Source organism: Citrobacter sp. Cpo142 (assembly GCF_030332425.1).
Taxonomy (GTDB): Bacteria; Pseudomonadota; Gammaproteobacteria; order Enterobacterales; family Enterobacteriaceae; genus Citrobacter; species Citrobacter portucalensis.
The window spans coordinates 15,108-32,959 of sequence record NZ_JAOWHW010000045.1 but is presented as its reverse complement, the minus strand read 5'-3'; the positions used below and the strand labels follow the sequence as shown (position 1 = coordinate 32,959).

The window sequence follows — 17,852 nt, the reverse complement described above, 5'->3', positions numbered from 1 at the left end:
CTTCTCCCAAACCAAGGTTTGTGAGAGCGGTAGCAATCGCGGCTGCACCATCAGACTTAATATCACCAAAAGGATTTGAACGGCTCAGTAAAAGGGCTTTAAGTGCAGTTAACAGCTGATTTTGTTTTGTTGGATCAACGTTAATACCGGCAGCGGTCAGGACAGTAATAAGCTCCGACTGCGCATCTCTGACAGCCCCCTGCACGTTATTCAGATGCTCGGCATCAACAATGGTCCCCAGCTCACCCGTGAGCGGATTACCATCATGGAAAAGATTATCCGGCGTCTGCACCGGTGGCATTAAGGGCCGCATTATTCATTCTCCTGATATGCGAAGTAGCAAAATGTATGAGCTGGTTTGAGATCGCGGAAGACTTCTTCAATAACCGGATCACCAAAGGTAGTCAGACGCTCACCTGCAGCAGAACTGCCTGAGCGAAAGCGATAGGATTGTGTTCCTGAGTTCTGAATATTGACGCGCCAGACCCAGATAATGTCTTCAACCCAGAGGCGATCACCGGCGCGGTTAACTCCCGCCCTGAACGGTTGCGGTTCATCAATTGTGATGATGTAGCCAAGGTTACTGGCCAACTGAGTAAAGTACGGAATACTGAGGCCGCCGACCTCGGCCAGTTTAGCCAGAACACGCTGCTGGCGTTGCTGGTATGTGGCACCTTCAGCAGGAGTAAGGTCAAGAACGCGCTCCCAGTCAGATAAAAGGCTGCGGGCATAAAATGGAGTAACGCCACCTTCGACAAGCCCTGCAGACGCATCGAGAGTCTCAAAAACACCTGATTCAGATCGCAATGATGCATCAAGCAGAGGCTGGCCCGGACTGTACGAAACGAGTGGCAGCAGACGATTTAACAGCGTGAAGTAGCTCATAGCAGCTCTACCTCCACATTTCCTAATCTAAGCCATTCGACTTTCGTGGCATCGATTACAGGCTGAATATTTGCGGATGGTGTAACGATGTCATAGTCGGTAATACCAGGAATGAGAGAAATCAATGTCCCCGCCTGGCTGCGAATAAAAGCCACTCCCGGCTCACGGCGCGAGTCATCGTCCTCCAGCGTTCCGGCGATAGCCTGTTTGGCAGCTGCGAGGGTGATGCCCTCCAGTGATACCTTCACGAGTACGTCAAATGTACGGATGACAGGCATGAGTACCAGCGTGTTTTTTGCTGTAACAGGCCGAACATCGTCAATGTGAGCCTGCGTCCTGTCGATCACATCCTGAGAAGGCAGCCCGCCTGCAGACGTAATAACAACATCAACAGTGCCCAGCCCCCGACGCAACGGATAAACATATGCTGCAGATACGCCGGATACTTCCAGTGCCCAGCGTTTGTAATCATATTTATTACCGCCTGCAGGAGGTCGGCGAATGATTTCAAGCAGACGGGCAAGCAGCTCCGCATCAGTTTCCTCATCCGTACCGCCAGTCATCAGACCTACGGTCACTGTGCTGTCAAACCCGTCAGGTGTTGTGGTCAGTGTTGCGGAGGTCACTGAGGTGGTGTTACCCGTAGTCCCTGACAGTGAAGACATGGCATTTACGGATGCTTTTCCATCCGGCCCGATAGTAATATCTTCGGTTGTTGTCCACGAAACACTGTCGCGTTTGAACACAAGACCGGCAGCGGCTAAGGCTCCCGGTTCGCCGGTAAATGTGGCGGGCCCTGAGGCGCTGTTGGCCGCTTTTTTGCTTAAACCACGTAAACGGGCATGCAGATAGAGAAATTCCGAATCAGCTGTATCCGGGAATATCTGACGGACTATCCATCCCTGATGCTGATAAAGCCCCTCGGCAACGCTGGCCACACTTGACGCCCGGACATACCAGTCGCTGTCAGGCCCCAGCTTGTCATCAGACAACTGCAGGAGATTTTTGATATCCCGCAGAATGTCTGTGCGAATTTGCGCAGCATTTTTGGTAATGAATGGCATCAGCTGACCTTAACCGGAAATTTCCAGGTCTGCGGCGTTCCGCTCGCGGACGTGACGATGATATGAAGTTGCATCCAGCCTTTTTGCCAGTGCTCTGCAGTAATGGAAATGGACCGGGCGCGACCGTCATCAATAATCGGCTGCAGGGCCTGCTGCGAATACTGCACCGCGAGTTTCTGAACGCGGGACACATCCTTTTCGCGGCGCAGTGTATGTAAAAGAGAGCCCAGAGTTGGCTCAGCCCACCATGAGCCAAGGGGTGTCATCAGCCGTAAATAGACGGCATTAGCTAAAGTGTCTGAGCTGTCGCCGGTATAATCGCCGGTCGTTGGATCAATCAACATTTCCATGCCGTAATACTATCGGCATGGAAATTTAAATTATCGGTGAAGGGGTTCAGTGGGTATTGCTTTTGAAGGTGAACTTACGTTACCACAAATTACATTGGCTGATTAGGTTTCTGCGTTGTGCCTGCATCGCCGCCGTGGTTGTGGTCGTGACCGTCATAAGTCTCGCGCATGATGTTCAGCGTAGATTTACCGTCAGCAACTTCATTACTGCCTTTCAGCAATGGCGTATCAAAATCTGCCCGCTCTGAGGCTGTCGTTTTATACGTTCTGGTATTAACAATATGCTCTTCGGTATTCACGGTATGTTTTTTAGTATTAACAATATATTCATCACAGTTCACTTCAATAATTTTCCCGCGCTTCAGGATAATGTTGCTGCCTTCATCCGAATAAATGGCAAGCTCACCACTTTTCAGGCTCTTTAGCCTGTATGAAGCGTGTTCCGTGGCAATCACCACGCTATGACTGGTGCGCCCGTTAAGCGGGAGCATAATGGCTTTAGTCCCCCTGGGCGGGTTGGATGTAAAACCGTACTGCTGGAACATCTCCACATCCTGCAGGGACTCCGTAGCCAGACCTTTACCCTGAATGGTCTGAATATCACCGCCGCTGTTAACCCTTATTAAAACGCCCCTGAAGGCCTGTCTTATACGGTTTAACGCCGTGTTAATACGAGAATCAATTTTGTTCCACATCGATAATCTCCAGTTCTTTATTTACCTTGGCGCGGCGTTTACGTGATTTCCGTTTTTTCGGATAAGCGTCCGGTATCCATATTCCATCCTCTTTGAGACGCAGGGTGGTAATGGTGTTGTCTGGCCATCCACCTGAAAACTCTCTTCCCATGAGGAAGTAAATGTCATCAATGCCGTGTGGCTCGCTTCGGACACGGATACGCTGGCCCGGTTGCCATAACTGACCGTTCTCCATGCGATGGCCTTTAACAGTAGCTGTCAGATCAAATCCGCTCAGACGGGCGTCAGCCATGGCCTTTCTCGCGCGATAATCAACCTGCGCCTGGTTATCAGCATCACCGGCAACCATAATTTGCGGACGGTAAAATGGTACGGTACTGTCCCGAACGGTGCTGCGTAAGCCATGAAAGCCATTCTCTGCAGAGCCGGTGCTGTCATAAATATCATCGGCATCATCGTCGTCTTCTGCGTCAGCACTCTGACCGTCAACGTCAATAACATCAAGCTTCCCGGATTTTTTCCCCTGCCCGTGTCCCTGTGCCAGCATTGTCAGTTCAGAGAACGCCCCGGTAATGGATGACCGGTCACTGAGATCGAGGATATTATTTCCCCGACCGTCACGATTAAGAATCAGCGTGGCCACCGGGTCTTTTGTGTAGTCCGGCCCACCAATGACCAGCGTGCCATCTGGCTCAAACCATGGCCATAACCCGCGTGCAGCAGCTGCTCGCTCAAGCGTATCCCACGCACGCTCTCCGGGTTCAACGCTGACCTTGTCATTACGCAGGGATGACTCAGCCTCAATGCGGATGTTCGTTACCCCCAGCGGCCTGACGACCTGGGCGATCACTTCTTCAAGACTGAGCTGACGGGAGGTAAAAACGGGTGAAGCGCAGTCAACAAGCACGGCAGCGCCATCGCGGCCGGAAAGCGATAAAGAGACCTGCTGACGGGATACGCGGCGCTGAACCACATCCACCCGACCGGACATCACCACATCATTACCCACCCTGACCAGTACCGACACACCTCGTTTAATGGCCGCAGGGAAAATACCGTCTGGCAGACCAAGCGTTACGCTCCAGGCATCGGAGGGGATCAGAAAATCGGAGTCAATCTGATAGCGGCTCCATGCACTGTGGATTTTGCCATCAATAACCAGGCTCACCGTATTCTGCGAATCTTTATCTTGAGTAGGCATTCAGAACGTCACCGGCTTTGATGTTGTTAGGATTACGTAGTGTCGGATTAAGGCGCAGCAGCTCGGCGGAGCGGGTGTAGTCCTCGTACCACAGGTGAGCCAGCAAATGCAGGTTGGTGTCGGACAATATCACTCGCGTCGTCAGTGGCGGTCTGCTGGTAATAACCGCTGCGCCCAGCTCCTGAACGGTCAGGGCGATATCCTTGAGGCTTTCAACCACGGGTTGCCATGTCACGCCACCCGGTGTTTCACCGGCGCTCACGTTTTGCGTATCGGCAGCAAAGGTGTCCCGCGTCTGGTCGATTGCCGTCTGAATGGCCGTCCTGGTGTCGTTGGTGATCTGCTCAATATCGACAGGAGACAGAATATCGCTGATGCTGCTGTCACTGAGTATGTCGGAAGCATCAAGCGCCAGCTGGATTGCAACCTGGATTTTTACCGCCGTTACCAGCTCAGTAATATCCGAGGTTGATGAGCCTGCCGGAACAGCAACAGCAACAGTCTTTTGCCCTGTCACTATCTGCTGAGGTAATGCGGCCACATCCTGCAGATTGTTACGGCCATTCTTCCAGTCGGCCATCACTATGCCCGCTGTACCGGAAACGTCTGAGGACTGTGAATAGCTTCCTGGGTTGTTACTGACACTTGATTTGGACTGAAGCGACGTCAGGCTCAGCGCACTCTGCAGGTCATTCATGAACGCTTTCGGATAATTAACAAAATCCGAGGTGGTACTGACAAATCCCGTCAGTTCCCCCTTAAGCACGGTCACCATATTCAGCGTCGTGGTTGCCAACGATTTCGCTTTCTTCATCCACTTTTTCGCAGTACGCAGAGGCGAAAGAATATTGTCGATGGCCGTCTGGGCTTTCTCCAGAGCGGATTGCGCCTGGTTGAAAATGATATCGGCCTTCGACAGCGGGAAATCACTGCCAAAGAAAGGCAGATTAAGTCCACCCTGTATAAAGACCACTTCGACAACGCAGTAATCAACGTTCTCCGCTTCATGCGATGCCTGATACTCAATGCACTGCATGCCCGTCATGGAGCCGAAAACCGGGTGGATTAACTCTGCGCTGCCGCGAGAATCCAGCGCGGCCAGAAACGCCTGCAGTCGCACATCGTAATCGTCACCCCAGAAAAGGACCGTCATTCTCAGGTTACGAGGCTTGCGGCCAAGGTCATCAACATCGCCACCGTCGACATAGGGATACTCATACGTCGCAATGTCGCGGCTGGCGCTGTCACGGGTATTAACCACATCAAAGCGGACGCCCCTGAATGAGGCATCCTGTAATGAATCTTCCCAGCTCACTGTGGACCTCCTGTTGAGCCGCGAACGGATTGTTCGCCGTTGTATTCATTGACCGCTGATGCAATTTCACGACCGTCCAGTATCAGCTTTGTGGTGAGGTTAATGGGTTGTGATTTTTGTTGCTGTTGGGGCAAAAGATAAGACGGCACGCCTGTTGTTGCTGGTGTGTTTTGCCCCATCGTGGCCGGAGAACTCCACCATGATTTGACCTCATCCACGACATCCAGCAATCCGGGGCGGGCTTTTACTGCATCCAGCATGCGTGCTGACTCACTGGAATAGTTGTCAACCTTAAGCCGCGCACGTGCATCAGCATCACCTCGCTCAACATGAACAAGTGGCGCATCCTGCATACCCTGATAGAGGGCCAGTGGGGCTAATACCTTGCCAGCTACGCCACGAATAACGGACCAGGCACGCCCAAGAGCAGATCCCCCTGCAGTCGGCACTCCACCGCCTGGAGAGCCTGGCATTTTTATTCCCCCACCAGTCAGGAAGTTTAGCCCTGCAAAAGCTACCGCCGCTGCAGTCATGGCTTTAATACCTGTGGTGGCACCAGAAATAGCCGTGGTTAGCTCAGGATATTCTTTAGCGTAATCGGTGAGTTTTGACGTCAAATCACCGTATAAATCGGCAACAGGTTTCATTGCGTCCTGTTCAGAAAAAATTTTCTCTGACTCAAATTGTTGTGACTTAAAATCATTTGTTGACGACATAACCTCATATGAGGCTGCACCAGCACCGACAGAATCACGTGTTCCTGAAATTTGCTCCTTAATGAAGTCTTTTTTCATTATGCTTGTTTTTAGTGCAGTACTGGCCTGCTGGTCAGCAACTATTTTTGACGTAATGGAGGAAACAATAATATCCAGTGAGGCAAGAATGTCTTTCTCCTTGTCCGTCCCTTTGAATTTGGTAGCCTGAGCCCGTAATTTCTTAACTCGTGGGTCTGCTGAAACAATACCTGATACAGCATTAGTGAATGCATCAGAAGTATTCACTCCTGAAAGTCGCTGGTCAGCCATATAATCAGCATAGGCAAGCATCCTCCCGTCTTTAGTCCTGAATCTTTTATTTTTTAACGCATTCTGAGTGTCAGCACTGGTGTATTTATCAAGCAAGTTATTAACGTTTGTTGATGCAGCGCTATTATCACCTGCTGTTTCAGCGTTAGCCTGTAACATCGCGAGAATGACATCCAAATCTTTTAACCCTGACATACCTACAGAGTTTGCTTTTGTCATGGTTAATGGTAATGAGCCAGCCATATCAGCGAGTTCATATTTACCGTTCTCACCAGACCTGATGGTTTTATCAAATACCGCTGGTAAATCCTCAGCCTTTATATCAAAGTTCTTAATTGCACCAATAGCAATACGCGCAAGGTCATTCGGATTTGCGCCTGAAGCAGTAGCGTAACGAGTAATATCAGGCAATATTTTTAATGCCGTTTTATCATCAAGACCACCTGCGAAAAGTGAATTAATGGTTTCCTGTGCGGCCTCTGGCGTTCCACCGCCATAACGGACAGCCCCACGGATTGCATTATTGATCTCAGGTATTTTCTTAATACGGTCTGGTGCGGAGAGATTGTTATAAGCGGTATTTGCAATCTCAGCATTACGCCGTTCGTAAGCCATCTGACGCTGAACCGGGTCTTTTATAATCATACCCGCAGCGGTTAACCCACCGGCTACTGCTGCCACGGTTGAACCTGCAGCGCGGAATCGCTGCATGCGCGTCATTGAGTCATTCACACCGCCAAGCTCAGCTCGAAGCATCTTGACCCTGTCAGTCATGGCCCTGAAAGCCCGGTTCTGCTCATTTGCGGACAGCATACCTGTGCGGGTAAGGCGATTATAGGCCGCCATGGTCTGCTGTATTTCGCGCTGTATTTCGCGCTCTGAGCGAATGCCAAGAGTTGCTCGCGCCGAACTGGCGCGACGGTATTCCTCAATCAGAGAACGGGAGGCACGAATCGCTGTGGTTGAGTTCTGCTGACGGGATTTCGCCAGCTCATCATCGGTCTTTTGCGCCGCTTTGGTATCACGGCTGATACCCTGCAGTGCCTGCTTAAGCACTTTGGAGCCGGTATCACGGGCAAGCAGCTGCAGCGCCAGTTGTAAGTTACGCGCCATGGACTATCTCCGTTTGCCGACTTTCTTCCGGCGTTGCGATTTGACAGTGCGGGTTGTGCGGGTGGTGGTTTGCCCGGTTTTCTTTCCATGTAACCGGGCAAGCGCTTCGGTGTAGCCGTCGAGTTCCGTTCGGGTCATGCTTCCGATTTGTTGTTCACTGATCCCGTATCGTCCGAGGGCGAGGACGAGGGTTCGGTAGCCGGTGAGCTTTTGTTCAAATCCATCCGCTTTTTTTTAATGGCTTCAATCTGAGCATCGATGAGATCGAAATCATCATCATTCAGCTCGTTAAGGAGCAGCTCCGCCGTGATTTCTTCCTTTGGCACGTCTCCGAGGGAAGTAATCGCACACGCCATTACCGCAACGCGGTAATACATGTTTGCGGCTGCGCCTTCGGTAGTGCCGCAGGCTTCATCGGTTGCCCGCAGCGCTTCAATGGTATCGCTCACCACAGGCAGCCTGACGGCAAAGTCAAAATGGACTTTATCACCGTATTTAACGCCATATAAAAGCTGCTGCTTTTCCATTTATTCCTCCACCCGACGAAGTGCATTCATGGTGATATCGCGCTTCGCTTCGTTATCGACGGTATACTGAGCCCCGGCCTGAGTGCTGAAGCAGTCCAGGTAAGAAACACGTTTACCGCTGCTGTTGAGTGGATACTGGGTGATTTTCGCACCTTCAATACCGCCCCAGTTCAGGTCGCCGGATTCCGGGATGACCACCGTAACGGTCAGCTGGATCTCTTCGATGCCACGGGAGAAACCTTTGGCGCGGCCCGTTTTGTTCATCGTCTTCACAAGCTTACGCCCGGTGGTCACATCTTCCTTGAGGTCAGTCACTTCAATTTCCTGGCCGTCGACTTCCATGACGATCGCGCCAACATATTCTTCAAGAGCCATTCTGGTTTACCCCTCAGAGCAGCAAATCAATTCGACCGGCAAAGACGTGCAGGCCATTCACAACATCCGCAGGAATGCGACCGTTCAGCTGGTTAACATCCTGTAGATCGCGCTCTACAATAAGACCGTCTTTGTTGGCATCCACCTCCTCGACAATCTCCAGCTCCTCCAGCTTGTAAAGCACATCAAGCAGTTCGCTGCGCACCTTTGGTGGCGTCCTTGAGCTGATCTTGTCGCGCGGGAATCGCAGAGCGATACGTTCACGGCAGGCCTTGCGCACATAGTCCAGCGTCCGGATAGTGGTGATATCCAGCAGAGCCACATCATCCACGCCCTGGGCGTTTTTGGTATAGGTGCTGATCGCGCGAACGATCTGAACTTTGTCACCGGGGCCAATCTCAAACGGGGTAAGACCATTGCGCAGGGCGTTCTCCTGCTCGGTTCGCCCTGGCTGACTTTCCACTGCAGTCACATCCAGCGTGCTCATCGCAAGGGTGTTCAGCGGGCGGGCCGGGTCTTCTTCACTGGCGATAACTGCGGCATAGGCAGCGGCAATCTGCGCCGGGGTTTTTACCGAACCGCTATGCCAGCCCAGCGTGATACGCCCGTCATTCAGTGAGGCTGCCAGTGCAATGCCGGTGGAAAGCGACTTGCGCCAGCCACCCACGCCGATTGCGCCGCGCTGCTCCATCGCATTGCTGACGTTTGTCAGATGGTTACGCAGTGCCGTCATCGCCTCCTGGGTGGAGAACGGGCAAACAATAATGTTATGACCTGCAGAGAACGCCGCTGCCAGCGCTGGTGTAATATCTGGATCAACATTGCCGCCTGCAAGAGTGGTCGCCGCTGCTGTGATACCCGCTGCCGTCACGGCGGAAGAGACAATAATGTCGTTACCAACCGCCCCTTTATGGCGGCAGTTCAGGGTCACTTCCCCCGCGTTTGCCGTCGCCGTCACTGGCAACCCGTCTTTCTGGGTAATCAGTTCCGTCAACGCTGCCGCAATGGTCTCTGCCGTATCTGCTGCCGAAATACCGACATCAATACGGGTGCCATTAATGGTCACGCTCAGCTTCCCGCTGGAAGAGGCCGTGCCGGTCAGGGTGACTTTGCCCGTCGCGGCTGTTGCAGTGGCCGCATCGCTGACCCCGACGATCTGCAGTTGCAGATAGGGGTAGGCACCGATGGCCGCTGTGGCCATCAGATGCGCCAGTGAGCCACGGCCAAAGTACGTCGCAGCCTCTTCATCAGAGAAAACAGACTGAATGACAAGCGGTGCAGACGAACCGGAGGCCAGCATTGGCGCAATCATCAGCACCTTCTGGGTGTTACCCGGCAGGGTACGAACGGCCAGGCGGGTGTTGAACTCAATATACTGACCTGGCTTGCGGTTCGTACCGATAGTGTCAAAACTGATATTAGGACTGCTCACCGTTCACCTCCGTGCTGACTGCGTTGTTTTTGTTTTTGGTGTTCTTGTCACTGTCCGTGACAATAATCAGATCACCGGCCATTACCTGACGCTGGTAATAAGCGGTGTTCTCCACCTCAAGGGGGGCCGCATCGGTGATGTAGCGACGCGCATTATCTTCGCGCGGCACGCTCAACCCACTGGCGGCTTTTACTTTAATTTTGCTCATGACTGATAATGTCCTCTGCTGCATTGTCTTTATCAGGCTGCTTAAGATCGTAACTGAGTCGGGTTTTCAGCCATGCCGGGTCATCGTCGGTGGTGGCACCACCATAAATCTGGAACATATGATCAACATGGCCTTCCGGCGCATCCGTCAGCGGGTAACGCCCGTTCTCCAGCGCTGACTCAATCCATTTCGTGTCGAACTCGCAGGCAAATACGGAAAATGCCTGAGACTCTATCTGGGTGTTGAAGAGCGTGCGCACGCGACCTGGGCTGAGCGGGTCGATTTTGATACCCGTATCCGCCATATCCTGACCGGACAGCAGACGACGAACGGCAGCAACAAGAATGTACGTACCGACCTCCTGTACGTGCGGCCCACCCATACGGGCCGCTTCTTCACTGCGCAGGCTGCGCTCGCCTACCACCACGACAAAGCGACCGTGCGTGACAAACCGTTGCCGTGCTGTGCTGTATGGCTCGGTTTTTTGGACCCCGCCAAACGTCACCCAGACGGCAGGCAGCTGGCGCAGTACCTCCGCAGGCTCGCCGTCCAGCTCGCCGCCGTAGGAGCGCACGTTCTTAGCCATACGGCCCATACCTTTGCGAAGCCGCTCCACGATGGCTTTTTCAATATCCGTAATCACCATCAGAAACTTCCTCCGCCAGTCTGGTCACGTCCGAAGACGCGACCACCCGACACCATCCGCGCACCGGTTCCGCTTTTCACCACTTCCCCCGTCGTCGTGCGGCCCAGATTGATTCGCCCGGATGCAACTTTTTCCAGGTAACGAACGGTGTCCTCATACCGCTCGCGGATTTCCGCTGTCATCTGGGTCTCAGAGCCGCACAGAAGATAGCGGGCAATGTTGCAGCAGCGACCGACGAGAACACGGGGCTCATCAGCCCAGGGCACCGGATAGCGACCGCAGAGATATCCGTCGATTTCAGCGCTGGCCTGAACGAGTGCGCCGTTCAGCACATCATCGTCAATCTGCCCGGTGTAGTTGCGGTCGGTGAGCGACACGCATTCGCGCTCACCAAACGCCCTGACCATGTCCTCCCGGTTCGCGTACATGGCTTACCCCTTGGCCTTTTTGTCCGTGTTTTCCGAACCGGCCTGCAGCGCATCCAGCTTCTGACTCAGTGCATCACGTACTGTCTCCAGCTCCGTGATGGTGCCGTTTGCACTGGCAAGCTGCTGCTTAAGCGCGTCGCCATCCTGGTTGAGCTGCAGAACCGTCGCCTCCAGCTCGCTGACGCGTGCCCTGAGGCCGTCACGCTCGGTGGTCAGGGCGGAAACAGCATCGCCGTCGCCAGCGTTTTCAGGCACATCCTGCAAACGAACCACAATCAGATTGGGATCGTTTTCCAGAATCTGGAGTTCGCTGTCGCTGAAATGGTCATCCGGCCAGGTGACAGTATTCGCGCTGTGGGCGATGCCGAGACGGCGAAAGCCATCGCGGCGGGCAGTGATTTGAATCGGCATTATGCGTCCTCCCCGGTGGAGCCATACGCCATCTGCCAGAAGCCGTAGCCACCATTTGCACGGGCTTCAGCACCGAAGATGAACTTCTTGCGCATAAAGACGTTGTCAGCGTTGTAGTCGGTCTGCTCGACAAAGACCGGTTTTTTACGCTCCTGATAAATCAGGGGCTTCACGGGTTTTGACGTGTCCAGAAGGAACCAGGCGGTATCTGACGTCAGCTCCGGGACAACCAGAACTTCAGCCGTCCCCTTGTATGGGTTTGGCGTATTGTCAGGGAAGCGGTCAGCCGTCATCAGATAGTTGGCATCGTCTTCAAGAGCCGGAGGCACAACCAGGATGGTCGGGCGAATTTTCAGGGACGCGCCTTCATCATCCTTCAGGCTGCGCATGGCCGTTCGTGCAGCCCCGTAACTTGCTTTTGCGGCGGCAAGCGAGGTAACGGCAAGCTTTTTCGTGCCTTTGTTAGAGACCGACTTGCCCCCCGAAAGGTGGTCGGTATCAAAGAAGGGCTGACCGTCGTAGCAAAGATTGGTGAAACCTTTGCTCAGGAGAGCGAAGACGATATCGGCAGGCAGTTCTGCAGCGGACTGGCCCGCACCTTTCGCCTGCAGGGCATAGCCCATGATTTGATCGTCTTCGATATCGTTACGTTCAACTTCTACCGTCGCTTCCCAGTCTTTGTTACGGATGGTGTAGTTGAACGCGGCGAGCGCTTTAACCACCTTGTCGCCAATCCACTCACGCATTTTCGGGAAACGGCTCAGCCAGCTGTAGTCGTTTTCTTTCCCGGTCGACGGCACCACCATGGCAATCTTCTGCCAGTCGGACGGAGCCTGATCAAAGGCGTTCTGGAAGGTCGCTTTCAGATTAATGAAAATCTGACGTACATTTTTTACGTTAATTAACACGGTTCTCTCCTTATTAAATCAGAACCCAGACGCCATCATTCTCAAGGCCCAGTACCTTTCCTGCGACCGGGCGGGCGTTGGTATCACTGGTTTTGGCCACGGTCTGGCTGTCCACCACGTAGCAATCCTTGCCAGTCTGTGCCTGCGTGACCGGGTCTGCAGTGCTGTTGGCAAGGAACCAGGCTTTACCGCGACGAACCAGCACGCTCGCATCACCGGCGGAACCGGCAGAGTTATCCACCCAGCCATCACAGATGCCGAGGGTGGTATTGGCCGCCGTGGCGCTGCCTGGCACAGCAAAGCCCGCTGCGTTGGCCGCAATAATGTGGCCGCCAAAGAGTTCAGTGGCTGCCGCAACCGGGACGGCAAACAGCTGGCCGTCGCGATAAGGGGTATGACGATCCATTTCGCTCTCCTTTATTTGAGGTATTTCGCGACGCTTTCCGGGTCATTGCCCATCATGGAGCAGATGGCCGGGTCAATCGCATCATCTTCAGCACCCTGAGACGGGCGTGGCGTAAGGCCCGCTGGAGGTTGCCCCTGCGTCTGACTGGTAGTCAGTGCGGCAATCTTTGGCGCTTTTTCGATAAAGGCGGTAAGACTGGCCGGATCGGATTTCGCCAGTGACGCAGCCCATGCCTGCTGTGCCGGAAGCAGACGACCGTCGCTGAGGGCAACCGTAATCAGCGCTTCAGCCTGCTGTGTGGCAAGCGCGGCGGTATTACCCGCACCGGCACGCTCTGTTGCCTGCTGAACGGCTGAATGCATGACCTCCACCGAAACCCACTTAGCCGGGTCAGGCGTGTCGAGTTTTGCTGACAGGTCGGCGATGCTCTGCGCGTTCTGGTTCAGGATATCCAGCAGACTGACCGAAGCCGCTGCAGTCCCCTGGCCACCGGAAATCATGGTGATGATTTTTTGCAGCTCAGCCAGGATCTCTTCTTTCGTTGAAGCGGTTGGCAGATTGAGCATCCAGCGCAGGTTGCTCAGTAGCTCGTTGAGAAATTCTTCATCCATTTCGGTCTGACCCTCTGTGGTTAAATGCGCGGCCATCAGGGAGGCGGCAGCAAGTAACACTTCCTCCATCCCGTCGACCGCTGGTGTATTGGTCAGAGCGGCGTTGAGCAACTCCAGCACCTGACCGGTTTTGTCGTAAGAAAATACGGGGGAAATAAAGCGATATGCTTTTGCTGCCACCATGTCTGCAGCGGCAGTGGTCCACTCAACATCGACAGCAAAGAGGCCTTCACCTTCCCGCCACTCCAGCTTTTTGAAAAAGGCCGCAGCGGGAGCTGGCAGACCATTTTTGGCTGAGCGTAATGTCTGATGTTCATAGTCCAGGACATACGGCGTCTCGCGTGCATCGGCTACGGCAATCAACCGCTCGGCGATTTCACGCGTCATCAGCCAGGCGGCACATTCGGTCGGACGGCCATCTCGGGCGCGGAATTCACCAGCCGGGAAGAGCTGGATGACACCGGGAGTGGCGGTGTTAATTTCCTGGGTGAGTGAAGCGATGAGTGTCTTTTTCATGGTGCCGACGATACGGCACCACTGCGGGGAGGTTCAGATGAAGAGGTTCAGTGGATTATTGCTGAGGATCGTTTTCTTTGGTTGTCGGCTTATCAGGTTTAGCAGACTGACGCTTCTGATGCCGGCGGGCAAAGTATCGGTCAGTGAACCACTCAGCAACCTTTATAACCAGGCCCCCAAAGATGCCAATGAAAACCCACTGCTGCGGGGTGAAATAATCAAGGAAAGCTTTGAATGTGTCCAGTTGCTCGCTCCCGTAATGCATTTATGAGCCCAGACCTTTTTAAACCGCTTTTAAAAACGTCTGAATACCTTCTGGCCGAATCACTCTAGCACAATCAGACTGAACGCGTCACAGCGCCTTACAGGACGAATTTGCCCTCAGTCTAAAATACGTTTCAGATATTGCTCAGCCGTACTCTCCATCTTCTCCACGTCATCTTCGGTGAGATGCAGGAAAGGACGCGCGGGCATCTTAATTTTATACGCCCCGATAGTGTTCCACTGCTCGAAGTTGGAACGGGATTTTTTAACGAACCGGTTACCCACTGAACCATCCTTGTTCTGGCGGTAGTAGGCTTTCTGGCTGCGGGCCGGAATGCTGATTTCCCCACCTTCCTGATGAATGCGGGCGTATTTCACATTGGTCCCGACCGTCGCCTCATCATTCGTGCTGTACTGCGTGATACTCGCTGCCAGTCGACCGCTCTTCTGGAGAATTTTACCGCCCCGGCGGTGACTGGCATATGCCGGGCTCCAGCCCATCCACGCGGGCCGCCCCTGTTGCGCGAAGTTTTCTTCAACCGCATCCCCCATGGCAGCGGCCATCTCACGCATCAGGGGGGCGCGGTTTTCCAGCTTTTTAATGAGTTCACCGAGTGAGCGCTCAAAGTCACCAATGTCATACTTGATGGCGTAGCTCATGATTTCAGCTCCAGCAGCTGCGCCGCGCGTTCAGATAACACATCGGCAGGGGTGACGGTGGCACCGGCGTTTACAAGCGACAGACGCCAGCCATCGTCAGACTGCACACCACGTACGGCGCGGGTGCCGTTCTGCCCGGAGAGGAGCCACACCAGAGTGTCATCATCAAGCCAGACACCAGCTGGCTGACGGAGCAGAACGGGAAGCTCTGACCACATCGGGCCCGGAGCCAGCCGGACATCCTCTTCGTGAATGCTTAATGTGATCGCACCGTTAACACCACGCTCTTCGAGGCGATTCAGCAGCTCAGGCTGGATACCGCCAACGCGCCTCAGGTCGCCTCGGGTCTTCTGCCGCACGCTGACGGTGTCGACCCAGCGACGCACATCATCGCTGACGGCATCCAGAACAGCAGGTTCAGACAGTGTTTCATGGATAGCCTGAGAGGCAATCCGGGGCGTGGTGGTTGCAGATTTATCCATGAGGCGCTGTCCGAGAGAAGAGAGCCAGCCCTGACCCGGATTGTGCCCGAATCCGGCATCAGGCGTGTAAAGCTCTCCGTTGAAGCGTAACGCCTTAACGTCACGGGTTTCTTTTGGTCCCCATGCCTGCTGTACCGTGACAATGTCCTGCTCCCATGATTTGACCTCAATCCCCATGCGGTCTGCATCTGCCTGAGTTCGGGCACGAATGCGGCAGCGGCAGTGGTATCCGTCAGGCGGGTACATGAATTGCCATACAGGATCGTCATAGCGGGCAGTAAAACCATTGAGTCTGGCGTGAAGTGGCCGGGTGTGCATGTCCATGACGGCCACGCGTTCCCATATGGGGCGAAATTCCGCGTTGGCCATCTGCTCCGCATAGCGCCCGGCACCATAGGCCGCCTGCATATTGGTTTCAAAGATGGTGCGCAGACGGCGTGGCGTGAGTTGCTTACCCTCCAGAACGCCATCTTCATCGGCGACCAGCCTGGCACGGTCGGCGAGCCAGCCCTTACGGATCAACGTTGGGGTAATCTGCCGTTCGAAGTCACGAAGCGTGCCGCCGTTAACAATATGCTCGCGAAGCGATTTATGAATATCCTCAAGCACATCCTGTTTAAGGACGCCCGCCACGGTGAAACTGGTGGCATGGGCGCGGGCCTCAATATCGTGCCAGTTAAAGCCGGTGGCATAGCCCTTCGATTCGAAGTAGGCAATCGCTTCTTCGGGCTTTAACCCGATGGCGTACCCCAGATCAACATCAGCTTTCGGCATTGAGTCGCCCCCAGACCTCGCTGACAAACAGCGCCTGCTTTATCAGCTGTTGCAGCTGCGTATCATCCAGCTGAGGGTAACTCGCAGCAATGATATCCAGTGCCTCATCAGGGCTTTGCCCCTTGCTCAGGGCCGAGACCAGCGGAGCAATCAGCTTATCCATGGCCACCGCGATGCTCTCCCCTGGCGACGTGGCGCTGTCCAGCGCATCCTGAGCAGGGTCAACAACCTCGCCCGTGGTGCTCAGTGCCGCGAAATGACGGAATACCGGCGTGGTGCTCAGCCCCACCGGAGAGGGAGTTGCGGGCGGCGTCAGTACAGCTTCGTTCTCTTTTGGCACCGGAATCCCGACCTTTTTGTGTATCCATGAGGTCGGGATAGTGTCCATCCCGGCGCGTACCAGTGCGGAAACACCATTGGCGAAGGTTTCAATGCTCTCCAGCTCACGGGTATCAAATACCAGACGAGGCTGACGGCGCGGGCTGACGTTATAACCATTAATGGCCAGTAACATACGAATGAAGCCACGATAAAACCCTTCCAGCTGGCGGGCATCAGCGGTCAGCAGATCGTGGCGGACTTCGTTATGCACATTACCAAGGGCATTTGTTGAGGACTTGCCGTCTGCCTGTGACGTCAGCGTGCCGCCGAGAATGACCTTTGATTCGGTACGTTCGCACCAGTTAATCATCGCCATGAAAGGATCAGACTGCCCCTCAGCGGCATCCTTAAATTCGATTTTGGTGTTATCAGGGATGATCCCCGAGGCGTTATGACCGATGCTGACCAGCGCTTCCATGAGTTTATCCTGCTCATCCTGGCTGGCCCCGGACATATACGACCCGATACGCGGTGGCAGCCCGTAGATTTCCAGGAACTCAGCGAGATCGCGCACGCTGTAGTTTTTAAACAGATATGGCCAGACCAGTACGCGGTATAACCCTGACTGCGCGATATAGCCTGACTTGGCGTTATGCGTATGCACCAGCCAGCCAAATGGCCAGAGTTCTTCTCCACCCAGCGTGCCGGTGTTAAGACGCACCTCGTCCCCGGCTTCCGGCGTGGTACAGAACCAGCGATGCGGACGCAGTTTGATTTTGACAGGCAGCCACAGATTGCCGTCAAGCTCCCACTTTTCAATCTCCTGAGCGGAAAAGCCATGCCCGATAGCTTCAGCCGCATTCAGGGTAATATCTTCCATCTCCTGAAGGTCCGCGAACCAGCTGGCCACCATCGCGGCGATCTGCTTTTCTTCCGCCGTCGCGTTCGGCGGTGGCTCGATGCTCCAGTCCAGAGTAAGCAGCGCATTCTTGCGCTTGGCCATTTCAGAAAAGATATGCCCGTCCCGCTCAACCATATCTTCGAAAAGGTCAGCCTGAGCCGCCAGGTCGCCGCGTTCAGCCGCTTCCAGCAGGCGAGGAAGCCGGGCAATGGTCATTCCCCGTGAGGGGTGAGTTGGCCAGTCGCGCTGCAGCTCGAACGTGCGGGAGGTCTGGGGGGCTTTAAGCACCTCTTTATTAAGCGGGCGACCATACTGGTCAAGAATCTGAACCATT

21 protein-coding genes and 1 pseudogene are annotated in these 17,852 nt (G+C 54.2%); all 22 read right to left on the bottom strand.

The window, feature by feature from the left end; genetic code table 11:
* Positions 1–313: pseudogene (locus tag OGY18_RS02210) on the bottom strand (gp53-like domain-containing protein); the annotation flags it as partial.
* Entirely contained in the window at positions 313–885 is a 573-nt protein-coding gene (locus OGY18_RS02205) for a YmfQ family protein (protein WP_122008336.1), read from the bottom strand. The gene OGY18_RS02205 and the pseudogene OGY18_RS02210, both read right to left, overlap by 1 nt.
* Entirely contained in the window at positions 882–1,949 is a 1,068-nt protein-coding gene (locus OGY18_RS02200; protein ID WP_122008337.1) for a baseplate J/gp47 family protein, read from the bottom strand. Before OGY18_RS02200 ends, OGY18_RS02205 begins: the two co-directional genes overlap by 4 nt.
* Positions 1,949–2,299, bottom strand: a complete 351-nt coding sequence (locus OGY18_RS02195) for a phage GP46 family protein (protein ID WP_286551541.1) — start codon at positions 2,297–2,299, stop codon at positions 1,949–1,951. The genes OGY18_RS02200 and OGY18_RS02195 overlap by 1 nt, the downstream gene beginning before the upstream one ends.
* Before the next feature lie 89 nt (positions 2,300–2,388).
* A complete protein-coding gene (locus OGY18_RS02190; RefSeq protein WP_106105723.1) occupies positions 2,389–2,994 on the bottom strand; it encodes a phage baseplate assembly protein V in 606 nt (201 codons plus the stop codon).
* A complete protein-coding gene (locus tag OGY18_RS02185) occupies positions 2,978–4,195 on the bottom strand; it encodes a phage baseplate assembly protein (protein WP_286551537.1) in 1,218 nt (405 codons plus the stop codon). The genes OGY18_RS02190 and OGY18_RS02185 overlap by 17 nt, the downstream gene beginning before the upstream one ends.
* The gene (locus tag OGY18_RS02180; protein ID WP_286551535.1) at positions 4,179–5,510 is read right to left on the bottom strand and encodes a DNA circularization protein; all 1,332 of its coding nucleotides are present in this window, start codon (positions 5,508–5,510) and stop codon (positions 4,179–4,181) included. The genes OGY18_RS02185 and OGY18_RS02180 overlap by 17 nt, the downstream gene beginning before the upstream one ends.
* Positions 5,507–7,648: a phage tail tape measure protein gene (locus OGY18_RS02175; RefSeq protein ID WP_286551529.1), complete on the bottom strand. Its 2,142-nt coding sequence runs from the start codon at positions 7,646–7,648 to the stop codon at positions 5,507–5,509. Before OGY18_RS02175 ends, OGY18_RS02180 begins: the two co-directional genes overlap by 4 nt.
* 134 nt (positions 7,649–7,782) lie before the next feature.
* On the bottom strand, positions 7,783–8,175 hold the full coding sequence (locus tag OGY18_RS02170) for a hypothetical protein (RefSeq protein ID WP_032663795.1): 393 nt from the start codon (positions 8,173–8,175) through the stop codon (positions 7,783–7,785).
* Positions 8,176–8,550 (bottom strand): hypothetical protein, encoded by a 375-nt coding sequence (locus OGY18_RS02165; protein ID WP_023311695.1) that lies wholly within the window; start codon positions 8,548–8,550, stop codon positions 8,176–8,178. It lies immediately after the preceding gene.
* A gap of 13 nt (positions 8,551–8,563) precedes the next feature.
* Positions 8,564–9,982, bottom strand: a complete 1,419-nt coding sequence (locus OGY18_RS02160; protein ID WP_286551525.1) for a phage tail sheath subtilisin-like domain-containing protein — start codon at positions 9,980–9,982, stop codon at positions 8,564–8,566.
* Positions 9,969–10,190, bottom strand: coding sequence for a hypothetical protein (locus OGY18_RS02155; RefSeq protein ID WP_032663797.1), 222 nt, complete (start codon positions 10,188–10,190; stop codon positions 9,969–9,971). Before OGY18_RS02155 ends, OGY18_RS02160 begins: the two co-directional genes overlap by 14 nt.
* On the bottom strand, positions 10,177–10,836 hold the full coding sequence (locus OGY18_RS02150; RefSeq protein WP_023311741.1) for a DUF1834 family protein: 660 nt from the start codon (positions 10,834–10,836) through the stop codon (positions 10,177–10,179). The genes OGY18_RS02155 and OGY18_RS02150 overlap by 14 nt, the downstream gene beginning before the upstream one ends.
* Complete coding sequence (locus tag OGY18_RS02145) at positions 10,836–11,264, bottom strand: gp436 family protein (protein ID WP_021567602.1); 429 nt, start codon at positions 11,262–11,264, stop codon at positions 10,836–10,838. Before OGY18_RS02145 ends, OGY18_RS02150 begins: the two co-directional genes overlap by 1 nt.
* Positions 11,265–11,267: 3 nt before the next feature.
* A complete protein-coding gene (locus tag OGY18_RS02140; protein ID WP_021567603.1) occupies positions 11,268–11,675 on the bottom strand; it encodes an HI1506-related protein in 408 nt (135 codons plus the stop codon).
* A complete protein-coding gene (locus OGY18_RS02135) occupies positions 11,675–12,583 on the bottom strand; it encodes a Mu-like prophage major head subunit gpT family protein (RefSeq protein ID WP_021567604.1) in 909 nt (302 codons plus the stop codon). The genes OGY18_RS02140 and OGY18_RS02135 overlap by 1 nt, the downstream gene beginning before the upstream one ends.
* Positions 12,584–12,596: 13 nt before the next feature.
* A complete protein-coding gene (locus OGY18_RS02130) occupies positions 12,597–12,989 on the bottom strand; it encodes a hypothetical protein (protein WP_096216679.1) in 393 nt (130 codons plus the stop codon).
* An 11-nt stretch (positions 12,990–13,000) separates the two neighbouring features.
* Positions 13,001–14,116, bottom strand: coding sequence for a phage protease (locus OGY18_RS02125; RefSeq protein ID WP_286551519.1), 1,116 nt, complete (start codon positions 14,114–14,116; stop codon positions 13,001–13,003).
* Positions 14,117–14,171: 55 nt separating this feature from the next.
* A complete protein-coding gene (locus OGY18_RS02120; RefSeq protein ID WP_039261779.1) occupies positions 14,172–14,381 on the bottom strand; it encodes a phage holin in 210 nt (69 codons plus the stop codon).
* Positions 14,382–14,497: 116 nt separating this feature from the next.
* Entirely contained in the window at positions 14,498–15,040 is a 543-nt protein-coding gene (locus tag OGY18_RS02115; protein WP_286551516.1) for a phage virion morphogenesis protein, read from the bottom strand.
* The gene (locus OGY18_RS02110; protein WP_286551514.1) at positions 15,037–16,296 is read right to left on the bottom strand and encodes a phage head morphogenesis protein; all 1,260 of its coding nucleotides are present in this window, start codon (positions 16,294–16,296) and stop codon (positions 15,037–15,039) included. Before OGY18_RS02110 ends, OGY18_RS02115 begins: the two co-directional genes overlap by 4 nt.
* Positions 16,283–17,851, bottom strand: a complete 1,569-nt coding sequence (locus OGY18_RS02105; protein ID WP_060570694.1) for a DUF935 domain-containing protein — start codon at positions 17,849–17,851, stop codon at positions 16,283–16,285. Before OGY18_RS02105 ends, OGY18_RS02110 begins: the two co-directional genes overlap by 14 nt.
* Position 17,852: the final 1 nt, after the last annotated feature.